Raw genomic sequence first — 19,345 nt, forward strand, 5'->3', positions numbered from 1 at the left:
CGTTAAACCCAGCTGATTGGCTTGAGGATGATGTCATCGAGCGTGTTTTGAAGGCGGGTTGCAAGATGCGGACAGAGCGGCGTGTGCAAGCCGCGCGCAACGGGCGAGGCGAGCAGACCACGTGTATGAGCCGCCTTTCGGCAGAGCATCTCGCGGGTGTCGATGTCATGCCCGTTCATGATTGCGATCAAGGGTGCGAGCTGATTGTGGATGGCCTGGGCCTCATGGAAGCGACCATCGCGGGAGGCACTGTAAAGCGCTGCCACTTCATGCGGGGCTATATAGGCCAGCGATGACAAGACGCCGTCGCCACCGGTGTTGAGATTGTGGAAGAGGGCACCTTCCGAGGACGGCAGCAAGGCCATTGGCCTGTCGGTCCCTTTGAGCGTGTAGTAATCTTGGTCGTAGCGCAGGACATTATCATCATGGCCCATGTCGAAGCCGAGGATCTGACGACCGGTGGTGGCTATCAGGGCAAGGTCTTCGGGCGCTTCGGCCCATCGGTTCTCACCGTTGCCCAAGGCGAGGATAACGGGCAGGGCAAGGCGGTCGGTCAATGCCGCCAGATGCGTGATCCGTTCGCCGAGCGTCTGACCCTCAAACCCTGTCTTCCATTTGACCGGGAAGGTGATGATCGCATCAGCCCCTGCCGCCTTGCAGGCGATCACATTGTCAAACACGGCTTCGGACAGTTCTCCCACACAGGAGACCAGGATCTGACCGTCCTTGAGACCGGCACGGGTACAGCGGATGACCTCAAGGCGCTCTTCTGGAGTTAGTGTCAGCCGTTCCCGCACCGTTGTATTGACGGCAATCCCGATGACGCCATCGATACGTGTCAGCCTGCGGGCCTGGTCGGTGATGGCAAGGCACAGGACATCGCCTGCATCATCGAAGGGTGTCAATGTGGACGCAATGATCCCGCCGGCAAGGGCTTCGAACGTTATACCTTGTTTTGCAAAGCACATGTCACTTGTCCTCTGATATCAATTCCATAAAAGACTTTTGATCTGTGAATTCAGCCTAAGTTTCCCCGGACCTTTAAATTGAACTGCCGACATGCCCAATCTCTGCGCAGCGGCGCAATTTTCCTCGTTGTCATCGATAAATAATACGTCTGAAGCCTCGAGACCAGAGCGATGCAGAAGCACCTGATAAATTTCTGGATTAGGCTTCACGATACCTTCATCAGCGGAAACAATGATATCCCGCATGAGATCTAGTTCTGGAACAGTTTGTCTAATGTGATCGACGGCGCCAAACGGCGCATTGGTCAAGCCAAAGAGCGCAAACCCTTGCCCATGAAGACTGCGAACGAGTTCCCGCATGCCAGGTATCGCTCGACTGACCGTCCTGTGAAGGTTCTGATGATAGGCCTCGAAGATATGCCGGTGGTTAGGATGTTCATTGGTAGCGATGATTAATCCTTCCTGCCATGAGCGTCCTCGGTCTTGCTCCAGATTCCAATCGTAGAAACCGATCTGAGCTAAGCAGGTTTCCATCTCATCGTGGTCAGCGAAGTGGGCCTGTAACGCAAGGAATGGTTCCCAATGAACGAGTACGTTTCCAAAATCGAACGCGATGGCCCGAGGATCAGTATTTAGCTTAGACAATACGTTTGCTCCTTCGAGAAGAGGACTGCGGCAGGGACTAATAAGTGCTGCGATTGTCAGTAACAGGCGGTTACAATGTCGCGGTTGCTTAACGCGTTGTTCACTTACGGCTACGCCGCGGCTTCAATGCCATGTCTGGGGATAGAATATGTTCCAAGAAGTCCAGCATCGTTGCCTAACTCGCTCGCACGAATGTTTGCTTGGTCGGCGAACATTTTCCACGCATACCGACTGACTTTTTTTTGAATTGGATCGATCAAGAAAGCGCCTGCCTTTGAAAGACCGCCGCCGATTATGCACTCGGTCACACAGCTTGCGTTAATGAGCCCACCAATGGTCTGCGCCAACTGATCCGTAGCATCTTCAAAAATTTCGATGGCAATCTTGTCGTCACGGAGTGCCATCTCTCGGAGAGTGTTCACATCAAGGGGATCATCATCCCAACCGGCCTTGCGCTTATATGTTTCGACCAGAGCACGACCCCCGGCGAGATCTTCGATTGATCCTCTCAAACCACGGCTGGAATGGCCTTGTCCCGGCCGCACGCAAATAGCACCGAACTCTGGTGGTTCACCGTTTGGGCCCTCCAACACCCGGCGCTCGTGCACAATTGCGCCGCCAATACCTGTTCCGATACACATGTAGATAAAGGAAGGCTTTGTACGGCCTACTCCAAACTGAAGCTCGCCTTGTGCGGCACAGGTTCCATCATTTCCAATACCAGCAGGTACGCCAAGGACGGCGGATAGCGCCCTGGATATCGATCCTGTTTTAAGGCTGGGAACCGCGCCGGACCCATCTACGAGGACGCCTGTCTTCGGGTCTGGATATCCCGGAGCGCAGATTCCAACGCTTTGGGGTTTTACATCTGCTGTGTCTGCGATCTCGCGAAGATGTAGGCCAATATTTTTGGCAAGTGTTGGAAGCGGCATGTCCTTTGCGGTCTTCAGAGATGATCGTGCTAGGATTGAGCCAGTATTGGAGACGATGCCGAGCTTTATTGAAGTGCCACCGATATCAACGGCGAATGCAAGATTTTCCATTAGGCCGCTGTCCCAACCTTGATTTTCAAGAATTTACCCATGGTCGGATATCGCATTTTCTCTGGATCGATACCCTTCACAAGGGCTGTGTGCATCGCAAGGAACTGAAACGGAAGAGCAGCAATGATCGGAGCAAGAAGTGGGTTGGTGTCCCGTGATGTCCACCTCAAACCCGCCACTTCTGCTGGCTTACCTGATGCACGAAAATCAAGGATTTCTGACCCAATTGAAAAGTATTTGATGGCGGCCTTCATGCGGCAGGCAAAGTCGTATTCCGCATCGGTTGCTGTGATGAAGCAGACGAGAGATTTTTCTGTGAGGCCGTGAAAGCGCCCATGAGACATTTCTTCGGTTTCCAGCCCGAAGCTGGGCAAACCACTCATCTCAGCGATCTTAAGTGATCCTTCGCTTGCCGTCCCAACATGTTCCTTTTGGCCAAGAACCACGAGCACATCGCTTTCAGCTGCACGTTGCGCAAAGTCGACCGCCCACCGCTCCGATTGAAGGGCGAAGGTTTCCATATCGGAGAGTGCATTCTTAGTGTCCGCAGGTATATCTTGGCGTGTCAACGCATGTCCGAAAATTTGAAGGGCGAGAGCTGTTGCCGAGTAACCCTTTGTCTTGGGACCAATCTGTTCATCTGCGACCGGCATGGCGGCCACGGCTGCCCCTGTTTGTGCAAGTGGACTATCGGGATTCCCAGTTAGGACGATAACCGAGCCTTCCCTGCGTAGAAGTGCTTCAGTCGTATGAAGCGTGTCAATGCTTTCGCCTGACTGCGACACAACGATTGAGAGCACCTTTCCAGATGGCATGGTATCGAGGCTTTCGAGGCATTCTTGAGGGCTGACGAGCACCACAGGTACGCCGGTTTTCCGAAATAGAGGAAGTGCCGTCATCAAGGCGTTCATTGAGCTGCCAGTGCCGACCAGAAGAACCGCTTCAGGGGGAGAGGCTGGTAGAAGTCCCGCATAGGCGGCAGGCAGCTCGTCAATCATGCGGCCGGCCAATTTTGGCTGCTCCTGGATGTAGTCTTTTACGAGCATATTGGTCCTGCCTGTGATATTGAAAATATGTGTCTTGGCGAATAACACAAATCGTTAGCATTATTCAAGGCATCATTGTAGACTTGGGGATGTCTAAGAGTGCATTTGCAGGCTATATCTTGTAGGGCGCGCGGTACGGTCGTAACCGTAATCGCTTGTAATGGGAGGAAGAACCAAAATGCTAACGGGGGCTAATTCGGATTTCGCCAAAAGCCTGAATCGACGGGTAGCGTTGGAATCAATCCTCCGAAACGGGCCTATCTCCAGAACTGACATCGCTGAACAAACAAGACTGACGCCGCAAACTGTCTCCAACATTGTCGCTGAGCTGATGCCCTTCGGGATCATTATCGAACGGAACATACACACCGGTAAAAAGGGTAAGCCAGCTCGCGAGTTTCTAGTGGACTATGATGGCTTTGCTTCCATCGGCCTCCACATCGATCAGCATCGAATTATCGGCTCCCTTGCCAACGGGAAAGGCGATGTACTGGCGGAGGTTCGCCACGAGCTGTCTGAACAACGCCCCGATGATGTCAAAGACCTCGCAAATACGCTGATATCGCAGCTGTGCGCGGACCAGTCTTCGATCCGCCAGAAGTTAATTGGAGTCGGCGTGGCAATGCCGGGTTTGTTCCGAGAAAAGAGGTTCTTTTCGGGGTCCGCACTCACAATGCAAGAATGGGATGATTACCCGGTTGCAGACGACTTTTCTGCTGCTTTCGGCTTGCCTGTCTTTGTCGAAAACGACGGCACGGCCGCAGCAATAGGCGAGAACCTTTTCGGAGACGCCCGTAACCTATCATCGTTCCTGTATTTTTACTTTGGTCTCGGTCTTGGCGGCTGCGTCTTTGTAGAGGGAAAACCGGTCAGCGGCGCTAACAGCCGAACCGGAGAATTCGGACATATACTTGTTGAGCCAGGTGGACGGAGTTGTCCATGCGGCGCGGCTGGATGTCTCGAGCGTTATGTCTCACGTCTCGCAGCCTTTCAGGCGATCACAGGATCGAGCGAAGAATTTACCTCTGTCCCCATGGGCGAACTAGCAGCTGCTTATGAGAGAAAAGATCCGCTGATCCGTGATTGGCTCGAAACTGCAGCGACCTATCTCGCGACAGCAGTGAGGAGCGTGACTCATACAATGGATCCGCAGAAGGTATTCTTTGGGGGCCAACTTCCTCATGACCTTCTAGCTGAAGTGGTCGTAAAAACTGAAGCGGAATTGGACCGCGTAAAGCCGACACGCGGCCACATTCCAATGCCGGATTTACAGATGGCTTCGGGAGATGTCGCACGCGGGGCTGCCGCGTTACCGCTGTCCGTCTTGATCAATCCACCACAGAACCATCAACACACCGGGATTGGCTATGTTCGGCCAAAGGAAGAGAACAGTCTCTACAATCTCCTGACGGGAGCATAAACGTCAGAGCTTCATTCAGGCTCGAACCCTTAGTCCATCTGCGTCGAAGACAAACATTGAAGTTGTATCCGCCACAGCAAACCCTGTCAGTCCGTCGCCGTGCCGTCCGTCCTTTTTCTGCAGCGAAAGGCGGGTACCCGTATCGGTATCAACATATACATAGGTGAGATCGCCAAGTTCCTCGACAAAAGCCACAGTCACGGGAACAGCCAGATCGCCCGTCCGCTCCGCGCTGAAATGGAGGTGATCGGGGCGAATACCGATGCTTACCTTAGCACCTACCGCCAGTGTTCCTGCACTGAGAGGCAACACAATTTCAGGAGCATTTTTCTCGTTGTGAAACCGCAGGGTCGTCGTTTTGTTGGAAACGTCAATCACTTCAGCGGGCAGGAAGTTCATGCGAGGAGTGCCGACAAAACCTGCCACAAACATGTTGGACGGATCATCATAGAGTTCGAGCGGTTTGCCAACTTGCTGGATGTTGCCGCCTTCGAGGACCACCATCTTGTCGGCCAGCGTCATGGCTTCGACTTGATCGTGCGTCACATAAATCATCGTTGTGCCTAGCTTCTTGTGGAGTTGAATCAATTCTGCCCTCATTTCAATTCGTAGCTCGGCATCGAGATTCGACAGCGGCTCATCAAAAAGGAATACTTTCGGATTGCGTACGATGGCACGTCCAATTGCAACGCGCTGTTTTTGGCCGCCGGACAATTGGCTGGGTTTGCGATCCAGTAATTTCTCAAGCTGCAGGATTGCGGCAGCGCGTTGAACCTTTTCTTTGATTTCCGTCTTTGGTGCCTTTGCAAGTTTCAAACTGAAGCCCATGTTCTCCGCGACCGTCATATGTGGGAACAACGCGTAAGACTGAAACACCATTGCAATACCGCGCTTGGCGGCGTCGATGTCGTTGACGACTTGGCCATCGATAATCATCTCCCCACCCGTAATGCTCTCTAGACCTGAGATCATACGCAGTAAGGTCGATTTTCCGCAGCCGGATGGTCCGACAAGCACGACGAACTCACCCGACTCAATGTCGAGATTGATGTTACGCAGAACATCGACATTTCCGTAGCTCTTGAAGGCATCGTTGATTTGAAGGTCAGACATTGGTTAGCTTTCTTAGTATTTCATGCAGGTCTTCTCCTCAGGTCAGCCTTTGGAGCCGGACATCTGAACACCTTCAATGATTTTGCGCTGGAAGATGATGAAGAATATGATTGGTGGGATTGCAGCCAGAAAGTTGGCCGTCATGACGACATCGACCGTTGTGTGTGAGAACGGCGAGTTGAATTGATTGATGACCTGACTGACGGTGTAAACATTCTGCTTGCTGGACACGACCAATGGCCAGATGAAGTTGCCCCAGGTTTTCATGAAGGTCAGGATTGCGAGGGTTATCATCGCGTTCTTGGAAAGTGGCAGCGCGATGTACCAATAGAGCTGGTAGTGGTTTGCCCCTTCCAGACGCCCCGCTTCGAGCGTTTCTTTGGGAATACTCTGCATAAACTGAGTGAGCATAAAGAGACCAAAGGCAGAGGCCAGACCGGGCACCACAAGACCCTGCATGGTGTTAAGCCAGCCCAATTGCGCAACGAGCAAGTAGGTGGGGATCAGTGTCACGGCGAGGGGCACCATCAAGGACAGCATGACAATGCTAAACAGAATCTTCTTGCCGGGAAATTCAAAGAGGGCGAACTCAAAAGCGGCCATAGAGCTGATCAGCAGGACGCCTACGATCGTCAGGATCGTATACATGATCGAGACATAATAGGCCTGTAGATAGCCGGTCTCTTCAAAGACTTCCCAGATCTTGGTAAATCCATCAGCAAAGGATGTTGGATAAAGGCGTGGGTTCACCGCGACGGGAACGCCCGCTTCCGCAAAGACGACACTGAACATCCACCACAAAGGAAAGAGCGCAACGACGGCAACGCAAAGGGCTGCAATCCATTTCAGAACAGTCCAAAGAGACGGTGCCTTTATCCGACTTGCGGTAGAACCAACGAAAATTTGGCTTGCGGTAGTGTCCGTCATTTGAGCCTCCCACGGATGAAGAAGAGTGCGGCAGTCACCGACATAATGATCACCGTCAGAATGAAGCCATAGGCTGCAGCTTCACCGAATTTGAGTGCGCCAAAACCACGTCCAATCATGTCCATGACCGGGAAGAGAAGGGCTTGGCGACGACCGCCGTAGCTGTCGAAGGCTGATGTTGTCAGGAGCCACGGGACGTCAAATACTTGCAGAGCAGAGATGAAGCCGTAGGTGATGACGAAGAACAGGACCGGTGCGATCATCGGGATCGTCACGTAGCGGATTTCCTGAAACTTGTTTGCTCCATCAAGACGTGCAGCCTCATAGAGATGCTGAGGCACGTTTTTCAGCCCCGCGAGAATGATGACCATGTTGAAACCGGCCGACACCCAAACGTCGACTGCAATCATGGCGTAGAGCATTGTGCCGGTATCATTGAGGAAATTGACAGAACCAATGCCGAACCAGCCCAGGATCGTGTTCAAGATTCCAAAGTTGGGCGCATAGATCCAACGCCATAGTGTGGCGGCTAGGAAAAGCGGCATCATGACAGGGACGAAATAAGCAGAGCGGAAAATTTTGGCCCAGATTCCATCGAAACTGTCGACCAACACCGCCAACAAGAATGCCACAGTGATCCCGAGCGGCACTGTAATCGCCACGTAGGTCAGAATGTTTGTGATGCCTTTTTCAAACTTACGCGACCCGATAATATCGCTGTAGTTTTCAACGCCGACATAGGTCGGTGTGTTGATCGCGTTCCATTCGAAAAAGCTGTAGTAAAAGCCACTTGCGATTGGGTAGAGAAAGAATACCACGAAAATCGCGAAGAAGGGCATGAGCATCACGTAATGCGGTGCGATTGTACGGGCGGAGCGGTTCATCATAATTCCCTAGAGAAAAGAAAGGTGGCGACCGGTGGCCGCCACCTTCTGGGAGGAGTCTATTCTAGCTGTCTGCGAGAAGCTTGTTGAGGGCTTCGACAGTCGCCTTCGCGGCCTCTTCAGGTGTCATATCACCTTCAACGACCTCTTGGGCAAAATCGACCATCGTTTGATAGTAGTCAGCCGGATAGATACCTGAGAAGAATGGCGGACGGTTGTAGAGGGACCCAGGGATCGCTTCACCTGTGATCTTGATCAATGGATCATCAGCCACGGACGGATCATTCAAAGCCGCTTCGTTGGAGTTGTAGCGGCCAAGCTCACGTGCCCAACGGACCATTTGCTTCTTCTCCACCACGTGCATGGCGAACTTGAACGCAGTCTCCGCATTGTCGTTTGGTGCGATTCCAATCATCTCATAACCTTGAACACCGCCCGGTGATCCGGCCACGGGGCCTGGAACGAGGACATAGTCGTACTTGAAGTCTGCGTTGGCTTCGGCAGCTTTCGCATAACCTGGAGCAGCCCATGGACCGTTCAGTGAGAACGCTAGTTCACCGCTGGTAAAGAGGTCATTTGTCGCCTGATCCCAAAGCGACGTTCCGCTCGAATACGGTTCCATCTTAGCGATCACTTCGAGAGCTTTTGCATAAGGGACAGGGTCGATTAACGTCTTCTTCGCATCCCAATCGATTCCCCATTTGCTCTCATCGACTAGGCCGGCATAAATGTCGAGAATCGAAAACCAGATAAGAGACATGTCCGGTACGGCGGTTTTCCCAGCACCTTTGATTTTCTCCATCTGAGCCAGCCATTGGTCCCAGGTTTCAATCGGAGCATTTGGATCTATGCCAGCGGCTTCCAGCACACCAAGATTGCGGTACATGAATGACCCATAGCCGGTGTATGGAATGCACAACATTTTTTCTGGTGCCGGAGTGCAAAGGTCGATCAGATCTTTGTTGAACTGCGCTTTCACATCTTCAGGTAAAGCTTTCCAATAAGGATAGATGTTCGCCAAAGCACCGGCTTGATCCAATTGAGCGCCGACGGCAGTTGTATTCATGAAGATGTCTGGGATGTCACCGCTGGCCGCACCTGCAATGGTTCCTGCGGTCAGATCACCGCCGCCACGTCCGGTCATATTGATCGTCACGCCAGGGTTGGCGTCCTGAAACTCTTTGATGAACGTTTCTTGTAAGTCGCCTGCGGCTCCGGTCGCGAAGTCGGCATACACCCAGTAGTCGAGTTCTACGTCTTGCGCGGATACGCTCGACGCCGCAGTCATCAGCATAGCGGCTGATACGCAAAGTGTGGTTGTCTTGAGACCCATCGGTCTTCCTCCGTGTTATGTTGCTGCGTCTGTGCGCAATATCGCCGCATGCGACGGTCCTCCCTCGCCAACGGCCTTCATTTCACGGCGTCATCCGGCATGGGAGACCAGCAGAAATCTGCCGCTGCACTTCTATTTACGCAAATCGTTTGTATTAATCAATAGCGATCGACACAATCTTGTCGCAATGGGACAATCAGACATCATCACGTGACATCGGGCTGAGGTTTATCTGTGCTTTCACTGTTAGAATATTGAACCAAACCTGGCGGGTTGCACCCATACTGTTGGGGGGCTTTCAAGCTGCGCGAAATGGGCCCGAACAAGTCTTTGACAATCACTGTTTGGTCCACTCGAACCCGTCGTTCGCCAACAGGTGAGCATGTGTTCAAACTAGACTTCCCTCAAACCCAGCTGATCGGCTTGAGAGCGATGTCATCGAGTGTGCTCTGAAGTCTGGCGGTGAGATGCGGGCAGAGCGGTGTGTCCAGTCCGCGTGCATCTGGAGAGGCGAGCAGACCACGCAGATGGGCCGCCTGTCGGCAGAGCATCTCGCGGGTGTTGATGTCATGACCATTCATGATTGCGATCAAGGGTGAGAGCTGATTGTGGATGGCTTGGGCCTCATGGAAGCGACCATCGCGGGAGGCAATGTAGAGCGCTGCGACTTCATGCGGTGCGATGTAGGCCAGTAATGACAAGACACCATCACCACCGGTATTGAGATTGTGGAAGAGGGCACCTTCCGAGGACGGCAGCAAGGCCATTGGCTTGTCGGTTGCTTTGAGCGTGTAGTAATCCTGATCGTAGCGCAGCACATTGTCGTCATGGCCCATGTCGAAGCCGAGGATCTGACGACCTGCGGTGGCCAAGAGGGCGAGGTCTTCGGGTGCTTCGGCCCATCTGTTCTCCCCGTTACCGAGGGCCAAGATAACGGGCAGGGCAAGGCGGTCGGTCAGGGCCGCAAGGTGCGTGATTCGCTCACCGATTGTCTTTCCGTCGAACCCAGTCGTCCATCTGGATGGGAACGTAATGATGGCATTAGCGCCAGCCGCCTTGCAGGCGATCACATCATCAAACACGGCCTCAGATAGCTCCCCAACACAGGAGACGAGGATCTGACCGTTCTCCAAACCGGCACGGGTGCAGCGGATGACGTCGAGCCTCTCTTCGGGCGTCAATGACAGGCGCTCCCGCACGGTCGTGTTGACGGCAATGCCGATGACGCCATCGATACGCGTTAACCTGCTGGCCTGGTCGGTGATGGCGCGGCACAGAACACGATCCTGCTCATCAAAGGGTGTCAGCGTGGATGCAATGATCCCGCCAGCGAGGGCTTGAAAGGTGATCGGCTGTTGTTCAAAGCACATATCACTTGTCCCCCTGCGCCATACGATCCAGCAGTGCTGAAGAGGGTTTGAAGGTGATCCGCTGACACTCGCAGATCAGTGCTGGCTCACCCGTTCTGGGGTTTCGGCCCATACGCTCAGGCGACACATGGGTTCGAAAGCTGCCAAAGCCCGAGAGTTTGACGTCTTCACCGCGCGCTAAAGCGTCTGACATCTGCTGCAGTATCGCATCCAATATCTCTTTGGAGTCCCGCATGTCGATTGAACACTCGATGGAAACGCGTTCGGCGATCTGTCGGCGTGTCTTGGACATGGGGGCACCTGTTCAGCTTGTCATTCTTCTATCTGGTAGCCCGGCGGTTCGCAGCACTGCGCCCACGCCGGGCCCTTTCAGCCTTGGGAGGTAGGCTGTGACGCTTGTGATCGAAACGCGAGCATCAACCCCAGTGTCTGAACAAAAAAGGCCACCAGACGATTGCTCGACTGATGGCCAGGTTCAGGGAGATTGGTTGAAGAAATCACGCGTAATTCCTAATTTTTGGAAAGCCCTGCTTGGTCCGGCTTGATTTTAGATTCGTACCCTAAACCACCGCGATAACCGCAAACGAAAGTCGCATTCTCAGCACCCTTCTGAAGCGCTTCAGACAGGGTTGCACCATTCAAGTGGGCGACCAGAAATCCCGCAATGAGGCCATCTCCTGCACCGAGCGTATCGACGATGTGCCCAGAAACGATGCCCTGTTTGTAGAATTTGTTTCGGTCGTAAGCCATAGACCCCTGATCACCACGGGTAACCACCACAGTGCTTGGTCCGCGGGTTGCGACTTCACGGCAAAGCTGCTCACAGGCCTCTTCGCTCGCGCCGGGGTTAGATAGAAATGCGATGTCGACATGTTGGGCGGTTTTATCGAGATAATCCGAACTGAACTCATCTGCATAGTCGAACGACAGAATTGGCGCGGCACGTGAGATGTCAGCGAGATCATTGTCCAGCTTGCCATAGAGGCAACCATGCGTCAGATCGTGGGCTGCGATATAATCAAAATCGCGCGCCGTAAGATTATACATCCCTTCCATCGTCGGATTGCTGCCATCAAACATGCGATCGTTACCGTTGTGTTTGATACGCGTCCACGCATTTGGATAGTCGATCCGCCGCATTTGCGAAGTATCAATCTTTTCGGACTTCAACATGTCACGGATGATGTCGCCGAGATCGTCGTTTCCAATGCAGCCCAGGTAAGATGCTTGTGCGCCTAATCGTCTGCTCATCACCGCAACGTTGATCCCGTTCCCGCCGGGATACTGGACGCCGTGATCGACATACATATCGATCGTATTGTCACCAATGCCTAAAATGCGCGCCATCACTCAGTATTCCGTCTTCCACATGTAGCGGCGTGTGGTCAGTGGCTGATTGTGCCATACTGCCAGTCGTTCTGCGAGGCGATCCAATCCACACTGCATCACAAACGGGGCAACATATTTCCGTATATCCGGATCAATGCCTTTCATCTCGAAATCCTTCGAGTCGTAAACCATCACACGCTCAGTATACTTGTTGCAGAAGCGAACGACGCGCTCCATGAGCGGTCGGCTTGGATCCTCACCAAGATAAAGCATCAAGGGAAGGTTCTCATCGACAACTTCGAATGGACCATGGAAGAATTCGGCGGCTTCGATGGCATTGGAGTGCATCCATTGCATTTCCTGAAGCATGCAAACGCCGAAAACATAAGCCGTGTTAAACACCGGGCCGGAACCGACATGATAAAGGACACGGTCATCTTTGTAGAGCCGAGCCTCTTCCTTGGCACGCGGATCGACATCGACCTGTGCTTGGCCACAGGCTTCGGGCATTGCCTTGAGCGACGTCAGCATCTTGTCAAGCAACGGCCAATTGTCTTTTTCTGTCACAAGGCCGCTCACAAATGCCTGCATCAGGATATACATGCTGATATGCGCCTGCGGCGTCTCGCCGGTAAAGAACGGGTGTTTGACCGCTTTGGCCAATGGCTTGGTTTCGTCCTGTGTGAAGCCAACGGTGATGCCTGGCTTATCTTTCAAGAACTCCGCAGCCGCAACGGTCTCGGCTGTGGTGCCGGATTTTGATCCCAAAATGATAAGTGTTCGGTCGTCGAGACGCGCAGGAACTTGCGTCATAAATTCGGCCGGGAAGAACCGGTCGACTTCTAGAGATTTGCTTTCGTGCTTGAGCCAGTACTCAAGCGTCAGCATTGTCCTGTTAGGAGCGCCGCAGCCAATGAAGTAGATGCGATCTACCTTGTCAGCGAGTGACTTTCCAAACTCCGCGACTTGATCGACCTGGTCAGCTGAGTGCCGCAAATAAGAGGCGATTTGACCTGCGTTAACATCTACTGCCATGACATCCTTCATAAACTGGTATAGTATACCAGACAATAGTCCCGGAGCGTTGCGGGAGTCAACCGGCTGCGCAGAATTCGGCGTGAAAAAGTTGGGAGTGCCGGAATTACAGGGACTTCGCGACAGAATTTTTACGGGCATTGACCATTGGTCTATGAAAATGGAATGTATCTGGGAGGGCAAAAGGTGAAGATAATCGTAGTCCCGACAAGTGATTAGGGATAGACCAATGAGCGCATCTGTTTTGGAGGGGACGAATTGACGAAACTGGCACGTGAAGCAGACGGGTCTCTGGTCTACGAACAGGCACAGAGCGCAATCCTCAAGATGATAGAGGACCGCAGTTACAACGCAGGGGACAAGATCCCGTCAGAAAGAGATCTGTCTGAGCGTTTTGAGATCAATCGTCTGACTTTGCGCAAGGCGATAGCTAATCTGGTCAAAGAAGGCCGGTTGGAAAAAAGAGGCACCAGTGGAACCTACGTTCCGGCCCCAACAGTCCTCAGACCGATATCTGCACATTCAAGCACCCATTCAATTTCGCAGATTGTCCGTGATTGCGGTGGACAGCCAGGCAACAAGCTTTTGTTCTTTGAAGAGGCAGAGGCAAGCGCTCGACTGGCCGAGAAACTGATGATCAAAAGCGGTGACCCCGTGATCATGATCAAACGGGTTCGCAGCGTGAACGGGCTTACCTTTTGCATCGAGACCACCTGGTTACCCGGCGAGCGCGTGCCGGGGTTGGCGGCGGGTGACTTGTTGGGCGACGAGTCCCTCTACAGCATTCTCAACAGTCGCTATGGGATCAAGACCGGCACCGGCACGGCAACCGTAAGCGCCGCCAATATCTCGAAAAAGGATTCCGAACTCTTGGGACTGTATGGCGGTGAATTTGCACTGATCATACATTCGGTGATCAAGGATACCGACGGAAAACCTATCGAGTTTCTGGCGTCCCTGAACCATCCCAATCGTGTTCAACTTACTGCAGAGTAAGGGCATGCTAATACGAATAGACCGCCCATTCGCAGTGTTGGTGACGGGTTGTAATCAATTCTGTTTTTGGTTTCTCAGTCGGTACTCTCTGAACCAGACATAAAGCCCCGCACTCACGATGGTACAAATTCCAAACACAGTTTGTGTGTCCGGCCATTCAGAGAAGTAGCCGATACCAATGAGCGTCACGCCAATGATCTCGAAATACCAGAAGGGCGCCAAAATCCCTACCGGCGCGCGTTGTATCGCTGCGATCGTGAGCATCTGGACACCTGTCGCGAGTGCGCCAATCGCCAGCAGCCCAAGCGCCTGATTGGAGGATGGCATGACGAACTGAAGCGCTTCGATTGGCCCCGAACTCCCGAGTAGTAAGCCGCACCCAATCACAACGGCACCTGCGATACAGATCCAAAACTGCATCGGGCGAGGCTCCTCTTTCCCATTTTGAGCGCGCGTGATCACGACACAAATTGCTGTGCAAACAGCCGCTGCAAGCGGCAACAGAGCTGGTGCGCCGACTGTAACAAAACTGGGCCTGATCACGATCAGCGCGCCGATGAACCCAATGATGAGTGCAACCGAACGGCGTAGACTAATGCTCTCTTTCAAGAAGGCAGCACCAAGAATTGTGAGAATGAGGGGCTCTGCAAAAGAGATTGCAATGGCGTCCACAAGCGGCATGAACAGCAATGAGCTGAAGAGGGCTAAAGCTGACACGCCTAAGAGTGCCCCTCGAATAAAGTAGGACAAACGAGGCCTTATGTCTCCCTTTGGACGCCAGACGACAAACAATAGTGAAAGCAGGACAGCCTGCACAAAAAACCGAGCAAAGGTGACAATGCCTGCCGGCAAGCCATCAACCAACTCCTTAGCCATTGCGACCATGACTGCAGCAGACAAGGCTGCAGCTACAACAAAGGCGACACCGGTTGTGTGCGAGGCTTCAGCCGCTTGGTCCACCGGTTGTGTCATGCCATCAACTCCGTATTGCCGCCAGCGGCGGTTGTGTCCACGCAAATTTGTCTTTCGAGGATAAGCCAACGCTCAAACTGCTTCATTGTGAGCAGGGGGACGATAGGACCTGGTCGCTCTGCGAGCGCCTGACGTACTGCTTGGGCGTCACCGGACCAGTCGACCACAGCAGCAAGATTGGACACTTTGCGCAGCGTGTCCGGATCAATTGTCCCGTCAAGCCCGTCCTCAACGCCGGTTGCAACCGCGAGAGCTTTACAGCCTAGTTTCTTCGCGATTGCAGATTGCTTTTCAGCCTGTTCTTTTGTCGGTCCCAGGCACAAAACGCGGCCTCGGGCATAGGTATTGAGACGATTAGACTCACCTGTCGGACCAGGTAAGCTAGATTGAGTCAAAGGCGATGTAGACGTCTGTTGCTCGAGCCGATCAAATGCGCGCTCAATATCGGTTGTGGAAAGCGACTTCGAACCCTGGTCGGCCTGGTAACAAACGTTTTCCGGTTTGAAAAAGCGATAAAGATAATGTGGCCCGCCTGCTTTCGGCCCAGTCCCACTCAATCCTTCACCACCAAACGGCTGTGAGCCTACGACTGCCCCGATCTGGTTACGATTGACATAGATGTTGCCCGCTTTGACACGGCTGACGATATGCTGAACCCGATCATCGATCCGGCTATGGATGCCAAAGGTCAGGCCATAGCCTGTCGCATTGACAGCGTCGACAACCGAGTCCAGTTTTTCCGCTTTGAACGTTGCGATATGAAGGACAGGACCAAAGATTTCCTCTTTCAGATGATCGATGCCAGACACGGCTATCGCGGTTGGACCAATAAACGTTCCTTGGTCGGGTGTTTGGATTTGCTTAAGCAACCTGCCTTCTGTCTCAGCCTTTTGGACATGGGCCATGATGCGCATCTTTGCTGTTTCATCAATGACCGGTCCGACATCAGTCGAAAAACCATTTGGATCTCCGACCTCGAGTTCGTCCATCGCGCCAAACAGCATAGTCTTAAAGTTTTCTGCGATGTCTTCCTGTAGGTAGAGCACTCTTAGTGCTGAGCAGCGTTGCCCTGCTGACTGAAAAGCGGATGCGATAATGTCCCCAACAGCTTGTTCCGGCAGTGCGGTACTATCAACGACCATGGCATTGAGGCCGCCAGTCTCCGCGATCAGAGCAGCTGAAGGACTCAAGTGCTGGGCCATAGATTGATCAATGCGTTTCGCGGTCGCCGTGGAACCGGTGAAACAAATTCCGTCGATCTTGGCGTGAGACGTGATGGTGCTTCCCACCACCTCACCAGTTCCAGGCACCAAGGTCAGGACGTTGTCTGGGACGCCTGCCTCCTTGAGTAATCCGACCGCGAATTCGGCGATGAGCGACGTGCTTTCAGCTGGCTTGGCGACCACACCGTTTCCGACGGCAAGGGCCGCTGATATCTGTCCGGTGAAGATCGCGAGGGGAAAGTTCCACGGTGAGATACAGGCAAAAATGCCAGCAGGCTGACCATCGATTTTCTTCGCTTCGGACGCATAGTACCGCAGAAAATCAACAGCTTCACGAAGCTCACCAACGCAGTCATTGATCGTTTTTCCGGCTTCACGGATCAGCAAAGAAAATAGGGAAAACGCGTTTTCCTCGTAAAGATCGGCTGCCTTGTTCAAGATATCCGCACGTTTCTTAGCGTCGACCTCTGCCCAGGCTTTCGTCTGATCGATAGCTGCCGTTGTTTCTTTGCTCGTTAGAAACCCAATGCTACCGATTACTTTTCCATCTTGGGGAGAGATCACGGGAACGACACTTCCTGTTCCTGACCCAAGGTTCCAATCCTTCGCTGAAAGCTCATCGAGTTCCGTTCGAAGCGTTTCAATCACAAACGGGTCCTCAAGATCATAGCCTTTTGAATTACGTCGAGACGGCGCAAAAAGCGCTTCAGGTAACGCAATAACATTTGATCCTGAATGCGCCGTGATGCTTTCCAGTTGCTCGAAAGGATCTGCCGCCACTCGCGCTACCGGCACGCTCTCGTCGACAATTTGATTGACGAAGGAGCTGTTGGCACCATTCTCCAGCAGTCGTCTCACCAAGTACGCAAGTAGATCGCGGTGTGCACCGACCGGTGCGTAAATTCGGCAGCGCGTCTTTTCTTGACTATGCACTGCATCATGCAAGGCCTCGCCCATACCGTGCAATCTCTGGAACTCGTAGGCGTTAGGGTCGTCCGCCAACTCCAGGATTGCAGCTACGGTATGCGCATTGTGTGTAGCGAACTGAGGATAGATGCGATCGGTCATACCCAAGAGCATTTTGGCACAGCAAATGTAGCTGATATCGGTGGCCGGCTTGCTCTGAAACACGGGATAGTCTGGCAGCCCCTCCACCTGAGCGTGCTTAATCTCTGTGTCCCAATAGGCACCCTTGACCAAACGCACCATGATCTTTCGGTCCAGTCGCTTTGCCAGCCCGTAAAGCCAATTTAGAACGAATGGTGCGCGCTTTGAGTAGGCTTGCACGACAACGCCAAACCCGTCCCAATCTTCGAGTTGAGGATCTGAAAGAACCCGCTCGATGACATCCAAAGACAAATCAAGGCGACCGGCTTCTTCGGCATCAATGTTCAGACCGATGCCGGCCGTTTTCGCCAGGGCGGCAAGATCACGGGCACGCGGAACAAGCTCGTCAATCACACGAGCATGTTTCAGTAGTTCATATCGCGGATGAAGGGCTGAGAGCTTGATCGAAATCCCAGGGTTCGCGCGGATATCGTGTGAGTGACTTGCTTGCTCTAGTTCCCGGATCGCGTCTGCGTATGAATCGTAATATCGCTGAGCGTCGGCGGCCGTGCGTGCGGCTTCGCCAAGCATGTCATATGAATAGGTGAAGCCGTCGTTTTCCTTCTTGGCCGCACGTTTCATGGCAGATTGAATTGTCTCGCCTAAAACGAACTGACCGCCCAATTCCTTCATGACACGCAAAACAGCTTGACGGATGACGGGTTCGCCCAGCCGCTTCACTACTCCATGCAAAGTTTGAGCAACTGGCCGTGAAGCTGTCTCATTCAAGACTTTCCCGGTCACAAACAAAGCCCAAGTGGACGCATTGACCAAGGACGACGATGACTTGCCGAGATGCTCGCCCCAATCACTCGGCGCGATTTTGTCTTCGATCAGCGCATCTATCGTGCCGCTATCGGGTACGCGCAACAATGCCTCCGCGAGGCACATCAGCGCGACGCCTTCCTCTGTCGAGAGACCGTATTCCGCCAAAAACAGCTCCATCATGCCAGGACGGCTTTCAGAGCGAATGTGTTTGACTAGTTCGACCGCGCGGGCTGTAACAGCTCTTCGCGTAAACCCTGAGAGACTGCATGTATTTGTCAGTTGAGTGAGAGCTTCCGCATCTGAAGCATGTAAGGCATGGCGGATCGCGCTCCGCTCTTCATCTAAGTTGTTTTGCATCGTTCAGTCCGCAGCAGTATCGGCACGACGCACCATTCCGAAAAGATCGCGAGGATCGTCAGGATCGGCCAGCATATCCAGTTCCACAAAATGGCCTGTTCGCTCGAGCTGATCGCGGACATAGCGAAGTGCTGAAAAGTCCTCGGTCGCGAAGCCCACACTGTCGAAGAGCGTGATCTGTTCGGGAGACGTGCGGCCTTTCGCCTTGCCTGACATCACTTCCCAAATTTCAGTTACAGCGTGGTCATCGCCCAACTGTTGGATTTCGCCTTCGATCCGCGTTTGCGGCGGATACTCGACAAAGATATCGGAGCGCAGAAGGATGTCCTTGTGAAGTTCGGTCTTGCCTGGGCAATCGCCGCCAATCGCATTGATATGGACCCCGGATCCAACCATATTGTCGGTCAGGATCGTGGCACACAATTTGTCGGCGGTGCAGGTTGTGATAATGTCTGCTCCGCTGACGGCCTCTTGCGAGGATTTGCACGCAATCACTTTCAGGCCGCTGTTGGCAAGATTTGCGGCTGCTTTGACGGTTGCTTCAGGATCCACATCATACAGTCGGACCGTATCGATCCCGACAACTTCTTGAAACGCGAGCGCCTGGAACTCGCATTGCGCGCCATTCCCGATCATTGCCATGATTTTTGAGCCCTCGGGCGCAAGATATTTCGCAACCAGTGAAGATGTCGCCGCCGTCCGCAACGCTGTCAGGATTGTCATTTCTGACAGAAGCACAGGATAGCCATTGTCTACGCGGGCTAAAACGCCAAATGCTGTGACCGTCTGAAACCCCCTCGCCATATTGG

At 53.2% G+C, this 19,345-nt stretch carries 17 protein-coding genes; 2 read left to right on the forward strand and 15 right to left on the reverse strand.

Annotated elements, in window-relative coordinates; genetic code table 11:
* Positions 1 to 2: 2 nt before the first annotated feature.
* The 4 genes from ACRBB0_RS22495 to ACRBB0_RS22510 all read right to left on the reverse strand — a co-directional run bounded on the left by ACRBB0_RS22495 (position 3) and on the right by ACRBB0_RS22510 (position 3,702).
* Complete coding sequence (locus tag ACRBB0_RS22495) at positions 3 to 968, reverse strand: dihydrodipicolinate synthase family protein (RefSeq protein WP_431376718.1); 966 nt, start codon at positions 966 to 968, stop codon at positions 3 to 5.
* Positions 969 to 986: 18 nt separating this feature from the next.
* On the reverse strand, positions 987 to 1,613 hold the full coding sequence (locus tag ACRBB0_RS22500; protein ID WP_431376719.1) for an HAD family hydrolase: 627 nt from the start codon (positions 1,611 to 1,613) through the stop codon (positions 987 to 989).
* 110 nt (positions 1,614 to 1,723) lie between these two features.
* Entirely contained in the window at positions 1,724 to 2,656 is a 933-nt protein-coding gene (locus ACRBB0_RS22505) for an ROK family protein (protein ID WP_431376720.1), read from the reverse strand.
* A complete protein-coding gene (locus tag ACRBB0_RS22510) occupies positions 2,656 to 3,702 on the reverse strand; it encodes an SIS domain-containing protein (RefSeq protein WP_431376721.1) in 1,047 nt (348 codons plus the stop codon). The genes ACRBB0_RS22505 and ACRBB0_RS22510 overlap by 1 nt, the downstream gene beginning before the upstream one ends.
* Positions 3,703 to 3,880: 178 nt before the next feature.
* Here ACRBB0_RS22510 and ACRBB0_RS22515 point away from each other — a divergent pair, with 178 nt between their 5' ends.
* Positions 3,881 to 5,122, forward strand: a complete 1,242-nt coding sequence (locus ACRBB0_RS22515) for an ROK family transcriptional regulator (protein WP_431376722.1) — start codon at positions 3,881 to 3,883, stop codon at positions 5,120 to 5,122.
* A gap of 15 nt (positions 5,123 to 5,137) precedes the next feature.
* On the opposite strand, the gene ACRBB0_RS22520 is transcribed toward ACRBB0_RS22515, so the two are convergent.
* From ACRBB0_RS22520 to ACRBB0_RS22555, 8 genes are all read right to left on the reverse strand, one after another.
* Complete coding sequence (locus ACRBB0_RS22520; protein WP_431376723.1) at positions 5,138 to 6,235, reverse strand: ABC transporter ATP-binding protein; 1,098 nt, start codon at positions 6,233 to 6,235, stop codon at positions 5,138 to 5,140.
* A 42-nt stretch (positions 6,236 to 6,277) separates the two neighbouring features.
* Entirely contained in the window at positions 6,278 to 7,162 is an 885-nt protein-coding gene (locus ACRBB0_RS22525; RefSeq protein WP_431376724.1) for a carbohydrate ABC transporter permease, read from the reverse strand.
* Positions 7,159 to 8,046: a carbohydrate ABC transporter permease gene (locus tag ACRBB0_RS22530; RefSeq protein ID WP_431376725.1), complete on the reverse strand. Its 888-nt coding sequence runs from the start codon at positions 8,044 to 8,046 to the stop codon at positions 7,159 to 7,161. The genes ACRBB0_RS22525 and ACRBB0_RS22530 overlap by 4 nt, the downstream gene beginning before the upstream one ends.
* 64 nt (positions 8,047 to 8,110) lie before the next feature.
* A complete protein-coding gene (locus tag ACRBB0_RS22535; protein ID WP_431376726.1) occupies positions 8,111 to 9,379 on the reverse strand; it encodes an extracellular solute-binding protein in 1,269 nt (422 codons plus the stop codon).
* Between the two features lie 404 nt (positions 9,380 to 9,783).
* On the reverse strand, positions 9,784 to 10,749 hold the full coding sequence (locus ACRBB0_RS22540) for a dihydrodipicolinate synthase family protein (RefSeq protein WP_431376727.1): 966 nt from the start codon (positions 10,747 to 10,749) through the stop codon (positions 9,784 to 9,786).
* 1 nt (position 10,750) lies between these two features.
* Positions 10,751 to 11,041: an HU family DNA-binding protein gene (locus ACRBB0_RS22545; protein ID WP_431376728.1), complete on the reverse strand. Its 291-nt coding sequence runs from the start codon at positions 11,039 to 11,041 to the stop codon at positions 10,751 to 10,753.
* 218 nt (positions 11,042 to 11,259) lie between these two features.
* Positions 11,260 to 12,096 (reverse strand): PfkB family carbohydrate kinase, encoded by an 837-nt coding sequence (locus ACRBB0_RS22550; protein WP_431376729.1) that lies wholly within the window; start codon positions 12,094 to 12,096, stop codon positions 11,260 to 11,262.
* A gap of 3 nt (positions 12,097 to 12,099) precedes the next feature.
* Positions 12,100 to 13,113 carry an SIS domain-containing protein gene (locus ACRBB0_RS22555; protein ID WP_431376730.1) on the reverse strand — a complete coding sequence of 338 codons (1,014 nt, stop codon included), beginning with the start codon at positions 13,111 to 13,113 and terminating at the stop codon, positions 12,100 to 12,102.
* Positions 13,114 to 13,371: 258 nt separating this feature from the next.
* On the opposite strand from ACRBB0_RS22555, the gene ACRBB0_RS22560 reads away from it, so the two are divergent.
* Positions 13,372 to 14,109 carry a GntR family transcriptional regulator gene (locus ACRBB0_RS22560; protein ID WP_431376731.1) on the forward strand — a complete coding sequence of 246 codons (738 nt, stop codon included), beginning with the start codon at positions 13,372 to 13,374 and terminating at the stop codon, positions 14,107 to 14,109.
* A gap of 54 nt (positions 14,110 to 14,163) precedes the next feature.
* Here the strand turns inward: ACRBB0_RS22560 and ACRBB0_RS22565 are convergent, their stop codons facing one another.
* The 3 genes from ACRBB0_RS22565 to ACRBB0_RS22575 form a co-directional block, all read right to left on the reverse strand.
* Complete coding sequence (locus ACRBB0_RS22565) at positions 14,164 to 15,081, reverse strand: DMT family transporter (protein WP_431376732.1); 918 nt, start codon at positions 15,079 to 15,081, stop codon at positions 14,164 to 14,166.
* On the reverse strand, positions 15,078 to 18,536 hold the full coding sequence (gene putA, locus ACRBB0_RS22570) for a bifunctional proline dehydrogenase/L-glutamate gamma-semialdehyde dehydrogenase PutA (protein ID WP_431376733.1): 3,459 nt from the start codon (positions 18,534 to 18,536) through the stop codon (positions 15,078 to 15,080). Before putA ends, ACRBB0_RS22565 begins: the two co-directional genes overlap by 4 nt.
* Positions 18,537 to 18,539: 3 nt before the next feature.
* Positions 18,540 to 19,345 (reverse strand): ornithine cyclodeaminase (locus ACRBB0_RS22575; protein WP_431376734.1); only part of this gene is annotated, 806 nt, incomplete at its 5' end.

It is taken from the genome of Pelagimonas sp. (assembly GCF_050633425.1).
Lineage (GTDB): Bacteria > Pseudomonadota > Alphaproteobacteria > Rhodobacterales > Rhodobacteraceae > Pelagimonas.